The following is a 22,613-nucleotide window of genomic DNA, read 5'->3' as shown; positions in this document are numbered from 1 at the left end:
GCTTTGGCAAGCTAACTTTACTCCCCGATCTATGTGTCATGCTTTCCTTCAACGGATAATCCAATGGATGTAGTCTTGTATCATTTCTTTGCTTCGTGTTCGATTGATTTTATCCGGCTCGAGATACAAATTGAGAGCCATCCCATTCATAAAGGCATACAGCTTTTCCTGTTCCTTCTCTTCATCAGTAGTGCGTAGAAGACCTTCATTTTTCAAGTACGTAATGCAGTTCCTTATTGCGTTTTGCAGGTCCTCATAGTTGGCATCGAACCCTTTTTGCGTTTTTCCATAGCTTACAAATGCAAACCAAACCTCCATTTCCAATAATGTCTGTTCATCAGTCGGCACTAGCTCAAGCAAGTATTCAACAATTCTTTCTTGAGGCGCCAGTTCTTTTGCATTCAGATTCTTTAGCCGAGCAAGTACCTTTTCTTTAACTAACTCCATTGCAAATGCTAGCAGGCTCTCTTGTTTGGAAAAATAATGTCTTAAGGCTCCTTGTGATAATCCGGCTTCCTTCGCAATTGTTCTTGACGTTGCATGATGAATGCCCTGCTCACTAATGATTTTCCAAGTTGCTTCAGCAATAATATTCTTCATTTTCTCATGGTCCACGATTTTTGGCATACACACAGAATATCATATTATTTAACTCAACTGAAATAAATAGACGAAGAAGATGGGATGTGCTAGAGTTTATTTAACTCAACTGAATTAAAAAAAGAGGCAAAGCAACACACCACTCAAGGAGGGTAATTGGAATGAATCAGCAATTCAAAGTAATGTTTCCAGGATGGGGAAAGGCAATCAGCCTATTGTGCATGATAATTATATTTGCTGCTGTATTGTGGTTGGTATGGACCGGAAACTTGAATATAAGGTACACAGCCGACCGTGAGGAAGTGATTCCAATATGGCATAGTATATTGCCGGCATTCTTTGGCATTTTCCTAATCCGTATGATTCCTTATGAAAGTCAAAGTCAAGATCCCTCGTCTTATCAACAAATGGAGAAAAATCACTTGGTCGTTCAATCGATTGTATTATTGCTGTCAGGCGTTTTATTTACGGTTTCTCTGATAACGATAGACCCGCAAGGATTACATTTTCAGCTATATTATTTGGCATTCAAGTTGACGACACTATTGTTCATTCCGTTGATTCTATTGCTGATTTATCGCAAAATAACTGGCGGGCAACAAGACGTAATCTCGAAAAAGCCTCGCTCTCGCGGACACGTCATTGCACCACTGATCGTTATTGTGGTCTGGTGTTATCTAAAGTTCTATTCCCCGATTGCACAACCAGAAGGAGCAATCGAAGCAACCAATATGTCAGAATTACTTTTCTTGGTGTTGATCGGTTTTATGATCAATAGCGTATTGGAGGAAGTTTTTTATCGAGTGTGGCTGCAAACGAGGTTGGAGACTTTGCTTGGAAGATGGCCCGCCATATTACTAGTTTCAATACTATGGTCCATCTGGCATGTCGCCATTCAAGGAAGTGGTCAGTGGGATATGGATATGGCAACTGTGATTACAAATCATGGGGTTACGGGTCTCTTTCTTGGTTATCTATGGTCCCGCTATCGCAAAGTATGGGTGATTATCCTGATTCATGGACTCCTAAATGCATCCCCTTACTTTCTATTGCAGATCTTGTCTCATTAGCGGGAAATAAAGGTTCCTCTGAAATAAAGTGAACTACGATTGTTAGTGATCAGCAGCACACGAAGCCTCCCCCAGCGGAGGCTTTTGGTTTTAGCGGCTTGGTCCCGCCTTATGTTGAATAATCAGTGATTCGGCGTCAATTGTCACCGTAAGATCGAAAAAACGGTCACTGTACCCCTCTCTCTCCAGTCCTCAGGAACATCTTCGGAATAAAACCAGAAGCGAAGCAGTCGCCGCTCAGGATTTTGAAGGAATTCAACAGAAAACAAAATAAATCCAACCACCGCATTCCCTCATAACTGATCTAGTTGCTTCAACTTACTTCATTTTGTGTGTTCAGGTCTCTGAAGAATGTTCATCAATTTTAGGACATGTATTTATGTTATATATTCTAACTCCAGTTTGTGTTTTTATAACTTTTTTCTTGTATTCTATCTTCCTTTGTTATTTTTGTTAACAAGAAAATATTGTTGTAAATACATTTATATGTTATCGTTTATGTGTGTTATATAATGTCACATAAAGTTACATATCGTAGAGGGGGAGCGAGATGTTTATTAACCGAACGATTAGGAAATTTGGGGTTTCAGTAGGGATTATAAGTATGTTTACATTTGCTTTACCTTCAGTGGGCTTTAGTATGCCGCTGCAACCAACAACCATCGATAAGGTTGAAGGTGATTATTATGTAACGTCTGCGATTGAGAACATTCGCTGGGGATCACTGCCTAATCGAGACAGCTCTCCGATTCTTACTGTACCATCAGGAAGTGCTGTAACATTTGACACGGTATCGCATGAGGGACTGATGGAGGATCAAGGGAGAAATCCAGTGGAGTACTTCGGCAAATTCGGTATCTCATCCGATGGAGTGTTGGATGATGCAAAGGCAATTACAGCTTCTGGCATTAAGCATGATTTTGTAAAAGACGGACCTCATATTATCACTGGGCCAGTAGCGGTTGAGGGAGCGGAGCCGGGTGACGTTCTTAAAGTAGAAGTGCTTTCCTTGCAAACTCGAGTTCCATATGGTGTCATTTCTAACCGCCATGGTAAAGGTGCCCTTCCTAACGAATTTCCAGAAAATACAGGCCCGCAAGAGGGAGCTAGCGCAACAAAACCGGAATTATATAATAATGTATCTATATTTACACCTATTGAAGAAATCAACGGTAATTGGTATGGTTTGTTACCAACAAAAGCTGGCAAGAAGGTACGTTTCCCAATTAACCCGTTTCTAGGTGTTATGGGGGTTGCGCCAAATACCAGCGAAGTTGTGAGTTCTATCCCACCTATTGAAACAGGAGGGAATATGGATATTAATGAGTTGGGTGTTGGTGCAACTATTTATTATCCGATCCAAGTTAAAGGCGGGCTATTTTACACTGGAGATCCGCACTTTGCTCAAGGGGATGGAGAAGTAGCGTTAACTGCATTGGAAGCTTCCTTGAGGGGAACAGTTCGGTTAACGGTGTTGAAGAAAGGTGATCCATCACTACCGCATAGTGGAGAATTCACGCAACCCTTTGCTGAGACAGAGGATTATTGGATTCCAATTGGACTGGACCCTGATTTGGATGAAGCGATGAAAGAATCAGTACGTGAATCGATTCAATTTTTATCCGATAAGCTTGATATGGATAGAAGTGTAGCTTATGCGTACCTGTCGGCCGCAACGGATTACGAAGTATCTCAGGTCGTGGACCGAACAAAAGGGGTTCATGGACTCATTCGAAAGACCGATTTCCTTGAATATGTTGACGTTGCCATGAATGTAGGTGGTACGACGATCAAACCGGTTGTTCATAACGATGAGTTCTATGTACCGATTCGAACCATTTCGGAGCTATTGGGCGGCACAGTAGAATGGGATCATAAGACGCGTACCACGCAAATCAATTTAGGCACGAAAAATATAAGTGCTCAAATTGGTTCAGATGTGTATTCAATCAACGATAAACTGGTGTTCAATAGTAAAGTACCAAAGCTTTTAAATGGCGAAACTGTCGTTCCGGTTGCTGTTATTAATGAAATACTAGGTGCTTATGTAAACTGGACGACGATCGACAAGACGTTAACAGCAAATGTATCGTTAAGTAAAAAGTAATAATCGATTTCATGATTCAACCGTGGTGGACAGATGTCCATCACGGTTTTTTTAGTATCATAAATCCAAACATAGAAAAATACATCGCCGGTGCAGATAAGCCACCTGGCGATGTATTCAACATCGATATACTGCTATACGTCTTTGTCAGCTTCCGCATTACCGGTAGCCACCGGATTCTCCTCATAACTGATTCAATCGCTCCAGCTTACGGTTATCGCTTGCAAATGGTTTCAAGCATGGCTGGTTGTGGCGATTACAGATACATGATCGAGAGTAAGGAGCTTGCTTTCAATATGTTGCTTCATTATGTGCAAAGAATCAATAGAGAATACTCTTACTCAAAGTTACCGAAATCGCTCTTACTTTAATTGAGATTTTTCCATTTATTTACACAAATATCATTACTAATCATGAGCAAATGTATCAACTTACCCATTTTTTTGTAATCCCAAAATATATTGTTTTTATTCTATGAAAGTAAAATAGATAATAAATCGGAAAACTCATTTTGATTGATTTCAGTAAAATCTTTTCCTAAACTCTTCTTGAAAATTTCAATTAGTTCTGAAATATTTGTTGAAATAGTGTTTATCTGTTTAATTTCATCAACTAATCCTTGTTTAAGAGCTAGATCGCTTATTTCTGAATTCAGTTTATTTACTTTTCCTTTTTCATTTTCCCAATATTTTAAATACTCGAAGCGATTTAGTGAATATACATCTGCTTTTATCTGTTTTGGTTTCTTGTCTTTAGGATAAAAATTTTCATCTGTTTCAGATAAAATAATTGTCAATAGCTTATCATTAAACGCTCTATTCCGCATTAATTCTGAAACTTCATACATACATCCTTGAGATTTTAAATAACTATCTGATATTATAGATACCATGAAATCGTGAGATGAAACCGTCTGCATGAATTTTTGAATATCACTTTTATATTCTAACGTTCTTTTATCTCTTGTAATAGTCAATCTACCTTTTCCAAAAAAGTTAAGCCTTTCTTCTACTAAATCAGCTATACAAGTATCATTGTGCGAATACGATAAAAACACTTTTTTTATATCAAGCTCTGTAACGTTCCTATTATGGTCAAGTGTGTAAGGTGCGTCATCAAACAACACCACATTTTCACACCTTTCGACATTAATACATTTAAGCGCTGCAGTTTCGTGTGGCAAATCAAAAATTGTTAAATTAACGTTAACGCTAAGTTTCGCTTGTATCGAATCAATATTTACGTTAAATTTGTATCCTTTAACCCTTAGTTTTTTTCCATCATCTTGAACCCCAAAAACAATTAATCCTCCACCACAATTTGAAAGTGCAGAGATTAATCTTCCGATAGTTTCATCAGGTGTAACAGGATAAACACAATAAATATTATCACGATTATTATTTGCTATTAAGCTTAATACTTCATTTGGTGTCAAGACGGTAGCCCTCACTTTATATTATTCTGAATTAAGATTTTTAAGTGGTATGACTGATATTCCTGTTGTTTTTATAATGTCTCCTAATGTAATTATCCGTGTGTTTCCATCATTATTGTCACTCCAAAGTTCATAATTGGTATCGTCCATTGCGGCAACTTCTTGCTCATAAAAGAAAATAATTTTATCGTCATCGCTCGGCCTTACAACAATGCGAATATCAGTACCGTTTTTCTTTGCCCAGAAAACGGTTTTTGAATAGCTTGTTTCTTTCCACTCTTCCAGTTTTTCAGGAATTATATATCTTCCAGTTTCTTTCAAGTAGTAAAAAACCTTTTCTATAGCACGATTCATTATTTTTTCATAATATTCACGTGAAAACCTATTGTTTTTTGAACTGTGTAGGAATTTCTTGGAAACTTCCTCTATGGACAAACCATCTGGCAGTTCGCCTAATTGTGAACCAGTTATTTCTCCTTCTCCTACTAACACATTTAAGACTTGCAAAAACTCTTCTTCAGTATTAATCCCAATTTGTGCAAGTTGTTCTTTTGAAATAACAATTGTTTCTGCTGATTGCAAATTGCTTGTAGCTTTTTTTAATAGTTCTTCTAACTCTTGGAGACTTTGTACACCATGTTTAGATAAGAGCTGCTCATACTTCTCAGCTTTTTGCATGTTGTCAGAAATTATGTCGTCATTATAAAACCAATATAAATTGCTGTACAGGGTTTTAAAAGCATTTCTAATTGTTTTATCATCTGTGCTCTTTAAGTATGAAAAGAAATTTTGAAAAACCAATCTCTCTTGATCATTATCTTTACCAAGCTTATTCTTGTGATTTTCAATATAATTTGTTATTGCATCTGCTAATGGGTAAAGACTGGTTGCTGTGTTTTCAGATAACGGAAAATATATACTGCTCATAAGCAATTGTGTTCTGATGTCTACCCCAGTAAACAAGTATGCATCTTTCACCGTTTTATGAATCTCTCCCGAATCGAGTTGTAGCTCAGTGCTTTTTTTAAACGAGCCATTCTGGTTAGGAAGAATAAGATACTTGTCTGCAAAATGTTTATAATCATTTTTCTCTAAAAATAACACAAATTGATTTATAAAAGAAATCGCACCATCTACGTTGTCTAAAAAGTGTTCGTCAGTGAAAGTATTCAAATTTCCACTTTTCTGTATATCAACGCACAACTTTATAACCCAATAATTTAATGCCTGTTCAAAAATGTATTTTGAATACTTTTTAGAAATAATAGTCTCCCATGTAGTATTGTTATAAAACTTTTTAGCGATGTGTAAAAAGTCATCTTGTTTCGGCCTTTCATTTGTTTGTATGCATAGTATTCTTTGAAAGAAATCTCCACGATTTTGATGTTCGTTTTGTAAACATCGTGTGGTTTCAGAAAATAGTTCTGAATATCCATATTGTGTTACTTCAATATGCTTGGCAATTTCTATTGCGACCATTTTATGGAGTAATTTATCTTTAACGTCTATATCTAATAATAATGAAACCTCCTTGTATGTATCATCAATTTCTTTGTCAAAATAAACTCTATTCAAGCAGCAGAACTTACCGTTTTGATTGAGAAAAACCTCAGATTGTTCTATTATTTTTTTACAGTTCTCATCTTCACTTGTAAAGAGTAATTTGTAGAACTCATTTAACCAAATAAATACATCTTGTTCGTTTAATTTATTTCTTAAAGAAGATATGTTTTCAGAATTTTCAATTGCCTGCACTATGTTGTCTATGCTTAAGTTTTTACATTCATCCCAGAGTGAACAACACCAAGCATCTAACTCTTCTTGCTTCGGGAGAAGTTCAGGAAATAAAGCATTTGATAACGACCAAAGTTTAAACATTTCCTCTTTATTCTCTTGATTTTTAGGAATCAAAACAACAGGTTTATCCCCTAACTCAAATAATGAGCTTTTGTTGTCAGTATTGGTAACAATTAGATCTAAATATTTAATTTTCTCTTTTATAGGTACAAGTATTTTATTCTCAAACCATTCAGCATTCAGCCAAGTTTTCTGAGGTTGCTCATTTATTTTCACAATATTATATATACCTATATAATTCTTTTCTGCAAAAAAATTCAATGCGGTTTTATAAAGTTCAGTAGCAGATTCTAATGCTACTTTATTGTCTTTAATATATTGTTTTTCTTCTGCTTTGCTCTCTAATTCTATTCCATCACGAGGCTCGGTGGGTTCAAAATAAGGATTGTTAATTACTACGGGAAAGGCAAAATCACTTGTTCCAATTAATGGAAAATCGCAAAAGAGTTTTGGCAAATTCCCATTAACTTTTTTTATACTTGATTTTTCTCCAATATCTACTAATTCAATCGCAATTGATAAATTTATTAACGCTTCGTCTTTTAAAACAAAAATATACCTTGGATTCTTTGTTTTAGTATCACACACAGTAATAACTTGTGCATTTCTCAAATTAACATCAACATCATAGCCACGAGAAAGCACCTGCTTATAATCGCCTTTCACAGTATTAGCTTGAATAGTAATTGATCCTATCTCTGGGACAAAAGCAAAAACATATGCAATTGACGCAACAAGATTATTTAAACCTGCCTTTGCTGTCTGAATTCCAAGAACGTCTAACTCATATGTAAAACAGGTATTAAAATCACTTTCATTTATTTCTTTTGTAACTTTTACTACATTTTTGTTAAGTTGTTCGCAGCTATCTTCGATTGACTTGATGATTTTTGTTTGATTATCGCTTGAACGGTCAATATCAATACTAAATTGGTGTACAGGCTCATCTTCATCGCACAAATACCCAGTTACATTTACTTTTTTTGAAAGTAAATGAGTTGTTAGAAAACCTGTTCCAAACTTTCCTGTTATTTTCTTTTCTTTCCTATCAAGTTCATTTCGCTCTTTTGTAGAAACTTGTTCGATAAGAAAAACAATATTTTTTATCAAGAATAGCTTTCCATTATGCTTAAACTCTATAACCCTTCTGTATTCATCAAAATTAACAAGAATATCAACTTTCCCAGTGGAGTTAACTACATCTTTTGCATTCTGAATAAGCTCCCAAATCCAACGATAGGAAGTATCTTCATTATTATTATTTTCTAGCTTTTTGAGCTGATCAATAATTTTGTTTGCAGCTTGTGTTGTTTGCGCCTGACTACGCAATTCATCAACTCTATCTTTAAAACTCATACAGTTAACCTCCTTTAAATAATTCGTTATTTGACGATTACGAAAGAACAATAGTGCTATTACGTCAGCAATCAGTTCTTTATTATTTGGAGAATATTCAATTGCAGGTTGTGTCTATATCCTTTGTTGTAATATAATGGGGAATTTTAATTTTTAGGGGGCTACAGCTTTATCAGAAAATATCTTAATTTCTTCAAATTCTTTAAGTTTTCCTTCGTTTCCCATATCTTTTCTCCTGAAATTATAACCTACGTTATTCTAACTGGACAGTGAAAAGTTTTTATATCTTTAAGAAGCAAGCATTTCAGCGTCCAGTTAGGTCGTTTTTGCTTGAAACGAATAATTTCGGTTAGAGAAATCTGTAGATTTTGGTCAACCAGGCGAAAAATTGATTTACCAAAATCGGCCAGTTATACACTCGAGAGAGGAGGGCTGACCGATCTTTTTACGTAAGTATAGCGGTGAGGACGCACGCACGTGTGACACTGTACGATACATGAATGAGTAAACGTACAATCAAGAGCTCAGTGTGGGGTGGACTGAAAGTGTTTACAGAGATTGAGTGTTGGTTCCGTGTTGATTTCGGACATAAAAAAAACATCGCCCAAGGCACTGAGCCTACATGGCGATGTATCCATCGATGAACCACTATTATACGTCTTTTTGTCTTTACTCAGCCCCCCGTAGCCACCGGATTCTCCTCATAACTAATCCAGTCGCTCCAGCTCCCGGAATACAATTTCACATTCGAGAATCCCGCTTCCTCCAGAGCAATCACATTCGGGCAAGCCGAGACGCCAGAACCGCAGTACACGATAATCGCACCATCCTTGTCCAGCTTACTGAAACGCTCTTCTAACACCCCAGTACCTGTCCAACGTCCATCCCAATCCAACACATCTTTCCAAAAGTAGTTCAACGCCCCGGGAATATGTCCGGCCTTGGCATCGATCGGTTCCTCCAGACCTGCATAGCGGCGGGCATCGCGGGAGTCGATGAGCACGGCGCTACCGCTTGCCGAAGCTTGTTGCGCATCCTCAACACTTGCCAGCATCTGCGGCTGTACGTTCACCTCAAAGGAAGACGGGATCTGCACGGGCACATCCGTGGTCACCGGGAACTTGGCATTTTGCCAAGCGGAGAAACCTTCGTCCATGATGTATACCTGCTCATGTCCCATATAGCGAAGCAACCACCACAATCGTGAGGCATTCATGCCGCCTTGATCGTCATAAGCAACAATTCGACTATTGGAGCCAATGCCCGCTTTGGCGAGACGATTCGCGAGAACAGCCGGATCCGGGAGCGGGTGACGTCCTCCGTGTGCAGAGACAGGAGAAGACAGGTCTTTTTCCAAATCGAGATAGACAGCTCCTGGAATATGTCCAGCTTCATAGGCTTGTCTTCCAGCCTCCGCCTGACCGAGCAAGAATCGGCAATCGGCAATGACGACATCAGGTTCATACATTCTGGCGAGCAGCCAGCGCATGGATACAATATTTTTCATCAAAATACACCGCCTTATGAGAGTGTTAGAGTCGTTTAAAACTACGCATTATGAACGAGCAAGTTTGTTATACCGTAGTAGGTTCAACAGGCCCTTTTCCAGCGATAGGAGCATCAGCAGGAATGGGTTGAGGTTTGGTTTTGCCATATCGAATGAAGATCCATACCCCGAATATAATGACGACCCCGGCAGACATCTGTAACGCACTGAGGGATTCACCGAGCAGCATCCAGGCCAGCAATGAAGAGAATACGGGTTCCCCAAGTACACCCATGGATACCGTCGTGGCATTCATATATTGAAGCAGCCAGTTGAAGAGATAATGTCCGAAGATCGTTGGCACAATGGCGAGCAATAGGAAGATCCCCCACTCTGATGCAGCGTAACCTCCGAACGGATGGCCCATGATCAGATTATATACCGCCAGCGTGCAGGCAGCCACGAAGAATACCCAGAAGTTATACGAGAATGCACTAAGCCCCGCTCGCAAAAATTGACCCAGCAGCATATGGACAGCGACTGCAATTGTGCCAAGCAAAGAGAGGATGTCACCTTGCAGGGCAGTACCTGCCAACTGGAAATCTCCTGCACCAATGACGATTGACCCAAACAGGGCGATGCCCATGCCGATGATCATCATGCGGTTAATTTTGGCTTTGAACAGCCATACCGAACCTGCAAGAATCAGTATAGGCTCCAGTGCGAGAATAACGGTGGAACTGGCGACACTGGTGAGTCGAAGCGAACCCATCCAGAGCAGAAAGTGAAGGGCCAGCATCACACCGGATGAAAGCAGCAAGCCCCACTGGCGTAAGCTCAGACGCATCATCTCGTGTCTGTATTTCCAGACAAACGGGAGCATTAACAGATTGGTCAGAAATAGACGGTACATGGCAATGACCGCAACATCTGCGTTAGACCAACGTACAAATATCGAAGAAAAAGAAATGGCGATAATGCCGACAAAGAATAACAGATAAATGGATCTGCCGGCACGGTTCAAGCTTGTCATGGGTGTAGCTCCTTCTTGAAGTCTGATGGCGTAAATCACTTCATTATACAGGAGAAGGTAACCGTAGGAAAGATCAAGAGAATAAAGAGATAAGTAGATTGTAACCGGGCTTGTAACTATTCTGTCATTCTCCCGAATCATTTTTCTATTAATCTTCTATATAGAGACATGAAACGAGATAATATACCAATAATCGGGAAAAAATGAAAGTAAGGAAGTGGCATGACAGTGAGAGTCCAACAAGAGAGAGCGGGAGAACGTGGCAGTATTCCGCACAACACAAGCCGCAAGAAAACACATAAACGCAGAAAAATTCGGTATGGAAGGATCAGCATAGCTCTAATGCTCCTGGTACTGTTCGTTACCGGTGTAACATATATATTCCTTGGCATGACACATTGGATCAAAAGCGTTGTGGCACCGCCTCCGATGACTGTAATCGAACAGCCCGCCAAGCTCGGCATGATACAGATTACTCCAGATGCGAAGGAGGAGCCGGTACGGTTCCAGGGCCAGGTTCGCAAATTGGCATACATAACGTTTGATGATGGCCCAACGGAGTATACGGAACAACTGTTGGATATTTTGAAGCAGCATGAGGCGAAGGCTACCTTTTTCATGATCGGACGACAATTGAATCAGCATCCAGATGCAGTGAAACGGCTTTTGAAGGAAGGCAGTTACCCTGGACTCCACAGCATAACGCATAACTATAAAAAGCTGTATAAGAGCGGCAGCTCTGCAAACTTTGTGAAAGAGTTCAAAAAAGAGCAGAAGATGGTGCAGGACCTGATTGGTTTTACGCCTCATCTTATTCGCGCGCCTTATGGCAGTAGTCCACAGATTGGTGAAAAATTCAGAGGTGACATTGCGGCGGCCGGGTTCAAAATGTGGGACTGGACGACAGATTCACTGGATTGGAATCTTCCCGGTCAGCCGGATAAGATTGTGGCCCGCGTGAGCAAAAGTGTACATCGGGATAAGGAAGTGATTCTGATGCATGAGCGAGAGCAAACGGTTCAGGCTTTGCCGCGTATTCTGAAGTTGCTCGAAGATCGAGGTTACGAGTTCGAAGTATACGATCCGGATGCACATTGGATAGCGAATTTTAGCGGAGATACCCGCTTGTAATAGATCAACAAGATGGTGCAAGAGAGGAAGGACTTAGGTGCTAACGAGTAAAAAAGTGGCGCTCGCAGCAGTTAGTGTATTGCTAATTCTGCTGGCGAGTGGTTGTGGAGATCCGCAGGAGCCTGCGGCAAATCAGGTGAACCAACTGGTGCTCAGTGGTCAGAAGATTGATCAGAGTTTGAAAAATTTGACCAGTCACGAGCAGGAAGATATGAAGTTATACAAGTCCATTTTAGACAAAGGCAAGAACAAAAATAGTGATCTCGAAGCACTGCTGGATCAGGCGGCAGATCATATTGATGAACGAAGCGCGTTGTTGAAAGAGGCGGAAGAGGCCATGAAACAGACCAACGAGAGGGCGGTAGCCCTGCGCAGTTCATTGAAAGAACTATCATTTGAAAACGAAGAAACGTTGGCACAGGCTGAAAAGGTGCTGGATCAGTATGAAGCAAGAGCGCGTGCATTGGAAAATTTTATTGCCTCGTATCAGCTAAGTCTGAGTGCCGATGAGCAGTTGTATGATCTGATGAGAGAAAGTGCAGAACCTAATCTGGTTAAGATCAAGCGAGCCATTCGGTCACGAAATAGCGAATATGCGAAGCTTGCTGAATTCCGCAAGCAATTTAACCTCCAGACCAAAGCATTTAACGTAGCCAATGCCAAACTGGTTCAGATGGATCAGGCCAGCTAGGCTGGGGTCCCTGATAATCGTTCAGATATTTTGCATGATTGAGCTGCCTTTCTCCCGTGTAAGTACTAGTATACAGCCAAGCCAATGGATGAGAAGCAACATGGACAAGCATCATTGCGTATAAGCTAACGGAGGTGTTCATATGCGAAAAGGAAATACAATGAAAGTCAGTGCATCACTCCTGGTTTTACTTATGGGATTCTCGCTTGTGGCCTGTGGGAACAGTAATCCTGCAGCACAGCCACCGGTGAATAATACGAAAGAACAGTCACCAGCACCAGAGCAACAACCGAATGAAAGTGCTGTAATAGAAGCGGAAGGGATTCTCACCGGATGGGCTGATCCGCACACCGTCGAGATTCGTGTGAATGACAAACCGATGTCTTTCCAGGTGGGCGAAGACCTGCAGAAGTCTTTGGATGATATCGATGACGAAGATTCCGTTCGTTTCAAATATGTAGAGAAAACCATTGATGCAACAACGAAACAGCTTGTACTTACAGAGATTGCTAAGATTGAATCGAGTGATGATAATAATGGTTCCAATGGAGGTGGCACTGTAACCTCCGATCGTCCGAAGACAGCAGAGCTGGAAGTGACGGTAGAAGGCATGACCGAGAAGCGACCAGTGACACTGGCACAAGCAAAAGGTTATTCACTTTATGTGTTTGAACCGATGGCTTTTGACGCGGAAGATCAGGAATTGACCATGAAGATTGATCCCGACTATGAGGTAGAGATTGAAAAGCTGCCGGCGGATTACAATCTGGATGTGCTGAAGATGGACGCCAAGGAAGAGTTGTCCGAGACCGGAGAAGTGAAGCAATTGACGGCTGAACAACTCAGTAATGGGCCGATGAAGGATGCAAAATTGTACATGATGTCCCAGAATGATAAGAAAACAGAGTACTTTATTGTGAAAGAACTGGACGGTAATGGCTTCGTTTTCCATATTCATGCACCGATTGGGGAACCGTCTGAAGGTTTCCTGCCCATGGCATATGCATCCCTTAATTCCATCATGAATGAGTAGAAAAAAAGATTCCCTAAACAGCGTGTTTCCTTGAGAGAGGAGATACGCTGTTTTTGTTGAGGGTCCCTACACTATAGAGTGTAGCGGGTATGCAAAGACAAAGAGCCGGAAGGAACGATGCCCATGCATAGGTTCCTCCCGGCTTCTTCACCGTATTAATATTCAGTTAGCAGAATCGAATCAATAGCCTGGATAGGACTGATAGGCATATTCAGGTTAATATAGTCGATTCCTTACGCCCTCTGAGTTCCTGATAGCTGGCAATTACATTCTGATGAACGGGATGTTCGTCGGGAATTCCCATGCGTTCACGGATGAAGGCGGAGACGCCATCTTCGCGAATCATGTGTTGTAGCTTCATGGCTTCCTCGTCGCGTTTGTCATTGAATAGCATTGCGGCCGCCATAGCAGAAGTTAAATGAGGAATTTTGATTCCGAATTCACTGGCCTGCATCGCTGGGCGAACAAGCCGATCATGTGGCGAGAGCTTGCGAAGGGGGGAACGTCCGACCCGAGTGACCTGATCTGTCAGGTTGGGGTTAGCAAAGCGTTCCAGTATGGTGTCGATATATTTGTTATGCTTCTGAGCGTTAAATCCGTGCTTCTGGATGAGCATCTCACCGGTCTCTTCCATAACCTGACGTACCTTGGACCGCAGGGTGGAGTTGCTCATGACCTGCCGGATTGTCTTGAATCCTTCAAGATATCCGAAGTATGCGGCGACACAGTGGCCTGTATTCACCGTAAACATTTTACGTTCGATATAAGGTTCAAGGGAATCCACATAGTGAACACCGTCAATTTCTTTAAAACCATCCAGAAGTGCTGGACGATGAACGACCCATTCGTAAAAAGGTTCAACCGTGACCTGCAGCGGGTCTTTGTGGTTTTGGGCCGGAACAATCCGATCCACAGCTGCATTGGGGAAAGAAACATAACGTTCGGCTTTATTGCGAGTCTGTTCATCCAGGAATGGATAGATGCGTTTCTTCAGCCGGGTGCTGCCACCGATGGCATTCTCGCAAGCGATGATATGCAGTGGCGCCTGATTATTGTTTTTCATGCGAAGTTGAATGCCTTTGGCGATTGGCTCTGCGATATCTCCGAGTGCAGATACACCCACCGCAGTTGTAATCACATCAGCTGAAGCAATCTCTTCAGCAACCAGATTTTGCTCACTTACGTTGATCGCCGTCACATTGTTGACAATTGTTGTATCCTGTTCGCTATTGGCAAGTGTAATCGGGTATTCCTGTCTCTCTTGAAGCATGGAGATTTTCTTCGGGTTACGTGCGACAAAGCAGACTTCGTAATCGGAAGCGGACAACATATGACCGATAAAACCGCGGCCTATATTGCCCGCACCAAAATGTACAGCTTTCATGTGTGAACTCCCCCTTAAGGATTAAATTGCGAAATTCGTGCAGACCTTAGACGGTAGTGACGAGTGGCTTCGAAATCAAATCGTTAAATGCAAGGTCAGTCAAGCAAGAAAGCCGTTGGTGAGGCATATCGAATTCCAGTGTTCCGGTGATGGTATTCGAGATGACTACGCAGTGCATACCAGCCGCAGCAGCTGCACGCGCGCCGTTAGGTGAATCCTCAATCGCTACGGCTTCGTCTGCAGTTACTCCAAGGGCTTCAAGCGCTTGATTGTAGAGTTCCGGGTCAGGCTTTACATTCGCTACATCATCTGCCGTACGAATGACTTCAAAATAATCTTTCAGTTTTAGTTGTTCCAGATGCTGTTCAACCCACTCCCGTTTGGAGCTGGAGGCTACAGCGAGTTTCAATCCGGCTTCACGTGCTTGTTCAAGATATTCCTGAATACCAGGACGTACCTTCTCCTTGTTCATCAATGCAGCGTGCTGCAACTGAACGGACTCCCTGAACGCTTCCCGATCGATCGGAAGATTCAAATCTGTGATGAGGTACTCATACGGATTAAATGTTTTCAGACTGGTCCCGATGCATTGTGAGTACATCTCCAGGGTTAGATCTACGCCGTGTTCCTTGTAAGCATCACGAAAAGCAATATACCATGCTGTCTCTGTATCAATAATCGTTCCGTCGAAATCAAACACCAGTGCCTTAATCATAAATTTGTTCCTCCTGTTTCAGAATTAGTTTGGGATAAAACAAAATGAAAGTTTTCTGCAAATTCATTTCCGTATATTCATTAACCTGCGGAATGTTATCTGACGCAGTTTATCGTTAATGGATATTAAATTGGGAAAAAATATGCGTTAAAAGCTAATAAAACCGTAACATAGGACAAACTTGGGGGTCAAGTGTGTTATGAATGTTTACATTGAAAATTTTCACATGAATGACGTATTTCAGAAAGTGATGAACCTTGCAAACCGTTAAGCCCTTTACATGTAAGCGGTGTACTGAATAAACTGTTTTTTCAGCATAATAAAATAAAAGAATTTTTATGAAAATGGGCTTTTCTGATCCTTCAACAGCTTTCGACACTTTTATAATAGAAGAAATCGTGTTCCTGTTATCAGGAATATTAGCTTTACGCCGGATTAAACCCTGTGGGAAAATAGAAGAAAGATTCTGAAAGTATATGGAGTAAGGGAGGAAGACAAGCATGCTGCTAAGAGACCATTTCAATGGCTGCTTCATCGGGCTTGCAGTGGGTGATGCGCTCGGAACTACCGTGGAATTCAGCAGTCCGGGCACATTTGAACCTGTAACGGATATCGTGGGAGGCGGCGTATTCGGGCTAAAAGCAGGACAGTGGACAGATGATACCTCCATGGCTCTATGTTTGGCAGAAAGTTTGGTGCGCAAGGCAGACTTCGATCCTGCGGATCAGATGCGCAGATATACGAATTGGTACAGGGTCGGATATATGAGCAGTACAGGCGACTGCTTCGATATCGGCGGGGCCACGCGAAGTGCTCTGGAGAGGTTTGAGATCACTGGAGAAGCCTTCAGCGGATCAGCTGACCCGATGACGGCGGGCAACGGCTCTATTATGAGGCTTGCTCCTGTCGCGTTGGCTTACGCCAATCAACCAAACGAGGCAGTCCGCTATGCCGGGTTGAGTTCTCGCACAACGCATGCCGCAGCGGAAAGCGTAGAGGCATGTGAGGTATTGGCTGCCATACTTGTTGCTGGACTGCACGGAGCGGACAAAGACGTCATGCTAATGCCGAAGACATGCCGACAGTGGAGGGAAGAGACTGTATTTTCACCTGCTATTGAAGAGGTTGTCATGGGTTCCTATCAGAGTAAAGAGCCGCCCGACATTAAGGGTAGTGGTTATGTGGTTCGTTCACTTGAGGCAGCATTATGGGCGTTCCATAAGTCGGCAAGTTTTGAAGAAGGCGCATTGTTAGCTGTTAATCTGGGTGATGATGCGGACACTACGGGCGCGGTGTACGGACAGATCGCTGGTGCTTATTATGGACTGAGTGGTATTCCGGCACACTGGCGGGACAAGTTGGCTATGCCTGAAACGTTCGAACAACTAACAGAAGCCTTGTGGTTGAAGGCGACAGAAACTCGTTGATAAAGAGATAGGAGAAGAGAACATCTATGAGCACGACTGGACACAAAACAGAATTAGAGGCTTCGCAGTCTGGTAAACGAGGGGCATTTCCATTGTCCCTGTTATGTCTGACGATTGGAGCTTTTGCGATTGGTATGACTGAATTCATCATTATGGGCCTGCTGCCCAATGTGGCAACAGACTTGAATGTAAGCATTCCACAGGCAGGACAACTCATCACGGGATATGCGCTTGGTGTAGCGGTAGGTGCGCCGATCTTAACCGTGTTCACCCACAAGATTCCACAGAAGAAACTGCTGGTGTTGCTCATGTGCATTTTCATTATCGGGAACGCATTGTCTGTCATTGCCCCGACATACGGGTTGTTAATTTCAGCGCGGATATTAACGGCATTTGCCCATGGTACGTTCCTTGGTGTAGGTTCGATCATGGCAACGCGGCTTGTTGCACCCGAGAGAAGGGCAGGAGCGGTATCGGTTGTTCTCGCGGGGCTAACGATTGCCAATATCATTGGCGTTCCGTTTGGTACGTTTATCGGGCAACAGCTTGGATGGCGGTCATCTTTTGGAGCAATTACGATCTTGGGCATCATTTCGTTGATTGGCATCATTCGTTTCATTCCCGTTCTCCCGCAAGGCGCACCAGCAAACCTCGGGCAGCAATTTCGGAATCTGGTCCGTCCCCAAGTATTATTGGTTCTGCTCGTGGGAGCAATGGGCTGTGGAAGTCTGTTTGCTGTATTTACGTATATCACGCCGATGCTTGTGGACATTAGTGGTTTTGCCGAGCAAAGTGTGACCTGGATTCTGGTGCTGTTCGGATTTGGTGTTACGTTGGGCAACATGGTTGGCGGCCGTCTCGCAGATTGGAAGCTAATGCCTTCGTTGATCGTCAACTTTGGAATACTGGCGGTGCTTCTGGCTGCACTTACGCTTACGCTGGAGAATCCTTATCTTGCTGTAATCACGATATTCTTGTGGGGGGTTGCCGCTTTTGGCATTATGCCGGGATTACAGATTCGCATCATGAATATGACCCGCGAAGCGCCACTGCTGGCGACGACATCAAGTCACTCTGCATTTAACCTGGGGAATGCAGGTGGTGCCTATCTGGGCGGGTATGCAATTACCCATACTGGACTTATATCCGTTCCTTTATATGCAGCAGTTATTGCCGGATTGGGTTTGCTGGGACTGCTCTACAGTCTGTTCATGGGGCGTAAACATCATGGACCAGAGGTAGTCGAGGTTGCAGAGGCCGTGTCGGCAAGCTGAACATAAAATCCGTTCACCTCAATTCTTCCATTGAACATGGAGAATTGAGGTGTTTTTTATGCCATGATGAATCCGGAGTTGGGAGTGAATAGACGGTCTGGTGGCGTGCAGAAGTATACTTTTTTAAGTAGAAGGTATAGATATTTAAGTTTTTTGATGATGTACAAGACATATAAGGTGATATAATGAAAATGTAATTGGAATTGTTTGTAAATTATGGATAGTGAATGTTGGCATCTGTATTAGGAAAGGTGAAGAACAGCAAGACGTATTCGTGCGTAGGAAGGAGGGACTTCACTCTAAAATGTAAGGGCTTTCAATTAGGGGTTGTATATCTGAAAGACCTGTTATGAGGTTCGTACACGATTTAAAATCATATTCCAAAGGAGATTGATACTGATGAAAAAAGGTCTGTCCAAGATTCTGAGTCTCTCCATCACAGCAGCACTCCTTGTACCTACAATGGCGTCTGCAGCCGATATGCAGGAAACCGCAGCCCCTAGCCCCATTCAGGCGGTGGTAGATCAGGGAACGACCGGGACCCTGGATAATTCCGGGCAAAATGCGCTTGCTAACACTCCGGTTGTGCCTGCACCGCCGGGTTATGATGCCTATCGCAACAATATTCCGCACGGCAATACCAATCTGATCTCCTATTATTCCACAACGGTAGGAAATACACGGAAAGCGACGGTGTATACACCGCCAGGATATTCTCCGAATAAAAAGTATAACGTTCTGTATCTCTTGCACGGCATCGGCGGGGATGAGTATGAGTGGGTTAACGCTATGAAACCGAAGAATATTCTGGATAACCTGTATTCCGAAGGCAAACTGTCAGATATGATCGTTGTTATGCCGAATGGCCGTGCCATGAAGGACGACCGTCCAGTGGGTGACATCTTTGCTCCGGACAAAGTGGCTGCGTTTGAACGGTTTGAACAAGACCTGCTCAAGGATCTGATTCCTCACATCGAGGCTAATTATCCGGTATACAAAGACAAGAATAGTCGTGCGCTGGCCGGTCTGTCCATGGGTGGTGGGCAGTCACTTAACTTCGGATTGAAAAATCTGAGTACCTTCGCTTGGGTAGGGGCCTTCTCGGCTGCACCGAATACGCAATCTGTATCGCAGCTGGTGTCCAACCCGGGACAAGTTGCTAGCCAACTGAAATTGTTGTGGATCTCCTGCGGATCGAGTGATGGTCTGTTATGGGTCAGCCAGAATTTCAAAAACGGCTTGAGTAGCATGAACATTCCGCATACGTTTTATCTGGATGTAGGTGGACACGAACCATCTGTCTGGAACAGCGGCCTGTATCAGTTCTCACAACGAATCTTCAAGTAATTAACCGGTACTCCTAGGGGTTTGTAGTTTAAAGGATATGTGTTGGGAATTATTATATTGGAAGAACTGCAACCTCAGTTCTGTTTCATACAGAGCTGGGGTTTTTGTGTTTTTATGATGAATCAAGTCATCTGAATGGAACATTTAGAGTATTATTAATTTTGTAGTTGGGGTTAATGAGAGTGTACGTATTGGTTTAATTTATTATTACATAGGTATAGGTACTGTGATGAAGGAGAGGGATATGATGTTTTATTACAAAGGTGCGTTCCGTGAAACGGACAATGTGATCTATTTTAAAAGCGATGTTTCATTAGCCCAGAATGATGTTGTCCTATTTGGTGAAAAGAAGTATTTTATCGAAAGTGTGGAGAAAGAATTTCTTCTGCTTCAGCGGGTGGGCTCCATCGTTTCTGTGAGTCTGTGAAATCTTCGTAAGGTCTTATAATCATTTATTTAGTGTCAGGTGGCCCTGGGGTGTCACCTTTTTTTAGTTTTCTTGAAGATACACATTTAGATTGAAGGGGGATCTATCCACTTGACATTAGTACTGATGAAATAAAAAAGCCCAGTTAGGGCTTAGTGCATTAAAAACATCGCAAGCATTGTACCTATTATTAATAGAAGCATAAGAGCCAGTGGAATTGAGCTTATAGTAATTGCCGCAATAGCCAACCCTCTTCCCGATGTTGAACGTCGAGCACTCATGCCAAGAAAAAAACTAGTTGCGTTAATTAATAGAACCAATGCCATTGTGATCATTATTCCGTTTCCATTTGTATTGTAGCTTTTATTTGCTTCCATTGCCATATGGAATAAACCGAGGGAGGCTAATCCAATAAAACTAAATATAAAGGATACTACTGCTCTGCCAAGTCTGTCTACTTTCTTAATTTCCTTTTTCGCCTTCTGTTGTGATGCGGTTCCCATAACATCCTCCTGAGTCTTATGTGCTAATTCGTAGTCAAAAAGTAGCATTTTAATATGTTAGCATGTTTACATCTTTAATGGAATAAATTTCTTTTATCGTAACTTCATGAAGTTGATGCTTCATTAAGGAAGGAGAAAGGCGATATTAAAAGGTTGCATATGCTGCACACTCCATTTACATAAAATAATATTTTTTAAAGCTTTATAGCCCGTACCTATTTCCCCGTACATGCACTTCTGGGCCTCTGCCTACATACAATAAATCGACCCTGTTCCCACATGTGCTCAGGCCAGATCGTTGTAAAACTGCAGGAGGTGTCATCTGTGCCCGGATTGTTTACCGCAATTGCTCTATTCATTAAAGAGTTAACGTTACTCGTCTCGTATGTCAAAAATAATGCGTTCCCCCAGCCACTGGCTGAGGATGATGAAGCCAAACATTTACGCCTTATGGCTGAAGGCAATGCTCACTCTCGCAATCTGCTCATTGAACACAATCTGCGCCTCGTCGCGCATATCGTCAAGAAGTTTGACAATACGGGTGAAGATCAGGAAGATCTGATTTCCATCGGAACCATCGGTTTGATCAAAGCCATCGAAAGTTTTCAACAAGGCAAAGGCACGAAGCTTGCCACGTTTGCAGCAAGGTGTATTGAAAACGAGATACTTATGCATCTCCGTTCCCTGAAGAAAACACGCAAAGACGTATCCTTGCACGACCCTATTGGTACAGATAAAGAAGGCAATGAAATTACATTGATCGATATCCTTGGCACAGAAGCTGATGATGTCGTAGATCGGGTACAGCTCAAGATTGAAAAAAGCAAAATTTATCGCAATCTAGATATCCTGGATGATCGGGAGAAGGAAGTTGTCATCGGTCGATTTGGTCTGGAAGCAGGCGGGGAAGAACGAACTCAACGCGAAATTGCAAAGGAACTGGGCATCTCACGTTCTTATGTATCACGGATTGAGAAGCGGGCGTTAATGAAGCTGTATCATGAGTTTTATAAGCAAAAATAGTTGCTGGTTAGATAGCGCTATTCGTTAAAACGATGGTGCTTTCCGAACCCATCAATTGTAGCTGGATGCATGAAGATCGAAAATTTGATACACTGCGCTCTCTGAAATTGGTACGGACAAAGAGGGAAATGAAATTACACTGATCGATATCCTCAGAACAGATTGGATAAGCAAAGAAATTACTAAACAGACAAGAGGGCGCCTTTATCGGGGCCCTTTTTACTATGAAGATGCTTAAAATTGGATCTAAATCGTATTAATTATTTAGGATTATAACCTAAATAAAGGGATTTATATCTACGTTGAAGAATATCTTGTACATAGACCGATTTAATATATAAGGAGTACAACATAATGAAGCAGCTTTTTCTGAAAATTCCACTTTGGTTTTGGTTCGTCTGGATCGTAGGATTTATGATGATCGTGTTCAACTCATTTCAATGGTATTCCAGTGTTATCAACTTTTTTGCGTTAATCATAATTAATGTTGCTAATGCGATTCGAAATTGGAAAAACGATCGACCATTAGCGATTGCCTTCTTATTCGTTTCCGTTCTATGTTTGGTTTATATTTTAATATATTTCCTTAGGTATGTATGGTAAACATGTACATAATCAGGTACTGTCTCAAAAGGGATTCCGCCTCATCCAATGGCAAATGGGAGGGAATAACGTGTGTCAGGTTCATTAAAACAAAATAACACAGCAAAGAGC

General features: G+C 41.9%; 18 protein-coding genes. 10 read left to right on the top strand and 8 right to left on the bottom strand.

Features of this window, described 5'->3' with window-relative positions; genetic code table 11:
• Nucleotides 1-48: 48 nt before the first annotated feature.
• On the bottom strand, nucleotides 49-627 hold the full coding sequence (locus MKZ12_RS21635) for a TetR/AcrR family transcriptional regulator (protein ID WP_339256586.1): 579 nt from the start codon (nucleotides 625-627) through the stop codon (nucleotides 49-51).
• Between the two features lie 134 nt (nucleotides 628-761).
• Here MKZ12_RS21635 and MKZ12_RS21630 point away from each other — a divergent pair, with 134 nt between their 5' ends.
• Nucleotides 762-1,670, top strand: coding sequence for a CPBP family intramembrane glutamic endopeptidase (locus tag MKZ12_RS21630; RefSeq protein WP_339256584.1), 909 nt, complete (start codon nucleotides 762-764; stop codon nucleotides 1,668-1,670).
• 550 nt (nucleotides 1,671-2,220) lie between these two features.
• Nucleotides 2,221-3,777, top strand: a complete 1,557-nt coding sequence (locus MKZ12_RS21625) for an acetamidase/formamidase family protein (protein WP_339256582.1) — start codon at nucleotides 2,221-2,223, stop codon at nucleotides 3,775-3,777.
• 472 nt (nucleotides 3,778-4,249) lie between these two features.
• On the opposite strand, the gene MKZ12_RS21620 is transcribed toward MKZ12_RS21625, so the two are convergent.
• From MKZ12_RS21620 to MKZ12_RS21605, 4 genes are all read right to left on the bottom strand, one after another.
• Entirely contained in the window at nucleotides 4,250-5,212 is a 963-nt protein-coding gene (locus MKZ12_RS21620; RefSeq protein WP_339256580.1) for a TIR domain-containing protein, read from the bottom strand.
• A gap of 21 nt (nucleotides 5,213-5,233) precedes the next feature.
• A complete protein-coding gene (locus MKZ12_RS21615) occupies nucleotides 5,234-8,425 on the bottom strand; it encodes a hypothetical protein (RefSeq protein ID WP_339256578.1) in 3,192 nt (1,063 codons plus the stop codon).
• A 673-nt stretch (nucleotides 8,426-9,098) separates the two neighbouring features.
• Complete coding sequence (locus tag MKZ12_RS21610) at nucleotides 9,099-9,932, bottom strand: sulfurtransferase (RefSeq protein ID WP_339256576.1); 834 nt, start codon at nucleotides 9,930-9,932, stop codon at nucleotides 9,099-9,101.
• Nucleotides 9,933-9,999: 67 nt separating this feature from the next.
• The gene (locus MKZ12_RS21605) at nucleotides 10,000-10,944 is read right to left on the bottom strand and encodes a DMT family transporter (protein WP_339256574.1); all 945 of its coding nucleotides are present in this window, start codon (nucleotides 10,942-10,944) and stop codon (nucleotides 10,000-10,002) included.
• A gap of 228 nt (nucleotides 10,945-11,172) precedes the next feature.
• Between MKZ12_RS21605 and MKZ12_RS21600 the strand changes: the two genes are divergently transcribed.
• The 3 genes from MKZ12_RS21600 (at nucleotide 11,173) to MKZ12_RS21590 (ending at nucleotide 13,799) form a co-directional block, all read left to right on the top strand.
• A complete protein-coding gene (locus MKZ12_RS21600) occupies nucleotides 11,173-12,075 on the top strand; it encodes a polysaccharide deacetylase family protein (protein ID WP_339236331.1) in 903 nt (300 codons plus the stop codon).
• Nucleotides 12,076-12,112: 37 nt separating this feature from the next.
• Entirely contained in the window at nucleotides 12,113-12,766 is a 654-nt protein-coding gene (locus MKZ12_RS21595; RefSeq protein ID WP_339256572.1) for a YkyA family protein, read from the top strand.
• A 142-nt stretch (nucleotides 12,767-12,908) separates the two neighbouring features.
• Nucleotides 12,909-13,799, top strand: coding sequence for a hypothetical protein (locus MKZ12_RS21590; protein ID WP_339256570.1), 891 nt, complete (start codon nucleotides 12,909-12,911; stop codon nucleotides 13,797-13,799).
• Nucleotides 13,800-14,010: 211 nt separating this feature from the next.
• Here MKZ12_RS21590 and MKZ12_RS21585 read toward each other — a convergent pair whose 3' ends face one another.
• Together MKZ12_RS21585 and MKZ12_RS21580 are read right to left on the bottom strand one after the other, a co-directional pair.
• Nucleotides 14,011-15,183, bottom strand: coding sequence for a mannitol-1-phosphate 5-dehydrogenase (locus MKZ12_RS21585; protein WP_339256568.1), 1,173 nt, complete (start codon nucleotides 15,181-15,183; stop codon nucleotides 14,011-14,013).
• Between the two features lie 46 nt (nucleotides 15,184-15,229).
• On the bottom strand, nucleotides 15,230-15,898 hold the full coding sequence (locus MKZ12_RS21580; protein WP_253439552.1) for an HAD family hydrolase: 669 nt from the start codon (nucleotides 15,896-15,898) through the stop codon (nucleotides 15,230-15,232).
• Between the two features lie 500 nt (nucleotides 15,899-16,398).
• Here MKZ12_RS21580 and MKZ12_RS21575 point away from each other — a divergent pair, with 500 nt between their 5' ends.
• From MKZ12_RS21575 to MKZ12_RS21560, 4 genes are all read left to right on the top strand, one after another.
• A complete protein-coding gene (locus tag MKZ12_RS21575; protein ID WP_339256566.1) occupies nucleotides 16,399-17,325 on the top strand; it encodes an ADP-ribosylglycohydrolase family protein in 927 nt (308 codons plus the stop codon).
• A 26-nt stretch (nucleotides 17,326-17,351) separates the two neighbouring features.
• On the top strand, nucleotides 17,352-18,599 hold the full coding sequence (locus MKZ12_RS21570) for an MFS transporter (protein WP_339256564.1): 1,248 nt from the start codon (nucleotides 17,352-17,354) through the stop codon (nucleotides 18,597-18,599).
• 399 nt (nucleotides 18,600-18,998) lie between these two features.
• A complete protein-coding gene (locus tag MKZ12_RS21565) occupies nucleotides 18,999-19,946 on the top strand; it encodes an alpha/beta hydrolase-fold protein (protein WP_339256562.1) in 948 nt (315 codons plus the stop codon).
• Between the two features lie 244 nt (nucleotides 19,947-20,190).
• Complete coding sequence (locus MKZ12_RS21560; protein ID WP_249912092.1) at nucleotides 20,191-20,373, top strand: hypothetical protein; 183 nt, start codon at nucleotides 20,191-20,193, stop codon at nucleotides 20,371-20,373.
• Nucleotides 20,374-20,525: 152 nt separating this feature from the next.
• Here MKZ12_RS21560 and MKZ12_RS21555 read toward each other — a convergent pair whose 3' ends face one another.
• Complete coding sequence (locus MKZ12_RS21555; protein WP_339256560.1) at nucleotides 20,526-20,876, bottom strand: hypothetical protein; 351 nt, start codon at nucleotides 20,874-20,876, stop codon at nucleotides 20,526-20,528.
• A 324-nt stretch (nucleotides 20,877-21,200) separates the two neighbouring features.
• Between MKZ12_RS21555 and sigK the strand changes: the two genes are divergently transcribed.
• Nucleotides 21,201-21,899 (top strand): RNA polymerase sporulation sigma factor SigK, encoded by a 699-nt coding sequence (sigK, locus tag MKZ12_RS21550; protein WP_090915017.1) that lies wholly within the window; start codon nucleotides 21,201-21,203, stop codon nucleotides 21,897-21,899.
• Nucleotides 21,900-22,613 lie beyond the last annotated feature (714 nt).

This window comes from Paenibacillus sp. FSL R5-0713 (genome assembly GCF_037973325.1).
Classification (GTDB): Bacteria; Bacillota; Bacilli; order Paenibacillales; family Paenibacillaceae; genus Paenibacillus.
Note: the sequence above shows the minus strand (reverse complement) of the source record. Positions and strands in the feature narration are given on the sequence as shown.

What these genes read in the sequence shown, in the direction of transcription:
- MKZ12_RS21635 (WP_339256586.1), bottom strand. Translation starts at nt 627, where the DNA reads ATGCCAAAAATCGTGGACCATGAGAAAATGAAGAATATTATTGCTGAA.
- MKZ12_RS21630 (WP_339256584.1), top strand. Translation starts at nt 762, where the DNA reads ATGAATCAGCAATTCAAAGTAATGTTTCCAGGATGGGGAAAGGCAATC.
- MKZ12_RS21625 (WP_339256582.1), top strand. Translation starts at nt 2,221, where the DNA reads ATGTTTATTAACCGAACGATTAGGAAATTTGGGGTTTCAGTAGGGATT.
- MKZ12_RS21615 (WP_339256578.1), bottom strand. Translation starts at nt 8,425, where the DNA reads ATGAGTTTTAAAGATAGAGTTGATGAATTGCGTAGTCAGGCGCAAACA.
- MKZ12_RS21610 (WP_339256576.1), bottom strand. Translation starts at nt 9,932, where the DNA reads ATGAAAAATATTGTATCCATGCGCTGGCTGCTCGCCAGAATGTATGAA.
- MKZ12_RS21605 (WP_339256574.1), bottom strand. Translation starts at nt 10,944, where the DNA reads ATGACAAGCTTGAACCGTGCCGGCAGATCCATTTATCTGTTATTCTTT.
- MKZ12_RS21590 (WP_339256570.1), top strand. Translation starts at nt 12,909, where the DNA reads ATGCGAAAAGGAAATACAATGAAAGTCAGTGCATCACTCCTGGTTTTA.
- MKZ12_RS21585 (WP_339256568.1), bottom strand. Translation starts at nt 15,183, where the DNA reads ATGAAAGCTGTACATTTTGGTGCGGGCAATATAGGCCGCGGTTTTATC.
- MKZ12_RS21580 (WP_253439552.1), bottom strand. Translation starts at nt 15,898, where the DNA reads ATGATTAAGGCACTGGTGTTTGATTTCGACGGAACGATTATTGATACA.
- MKZ12_RS21575 (WP_339256566.1), top strand. Translation starts at nt 16,399, where the DNA reads ATGCTGCTAAGAGACCATTTCAATGGCTGCTTCATCGGGCTTGCAGTG.
- MKZ12_RS21570 (WP_339256564.1), top strand. Translation starts at nt 17,352, where the DNA reads ATGAGCACGACTGGACACAAAACAGAATTAGAGGCTTCGCAGTCTGGT.
- MKZ12_RS21565 (WP_339256562.1), top strand. Translation starts at nt 18,999, where the DNA reads ATGAAAAAAGGTCTGTCCAAGATTCTGAGTCTCTCCATCACAGCAGCA.
- MKZ12_RS21560 (WP_249912092.1), top strand. Translation starts at nt 20,191, where the DNA reads ATGATGTTTTATTACAAAGGTGCGTTCCGTGAAACGGACAATGTGATC.
- MKZ12_RS21555 (WP_339256560.1), bottom strand. Translation starts at nt 20,876, where the DNA reads ATGGGAACCGCATCACAACAGAAGGCGAAAAAGGAAATTAAGAAAGTA.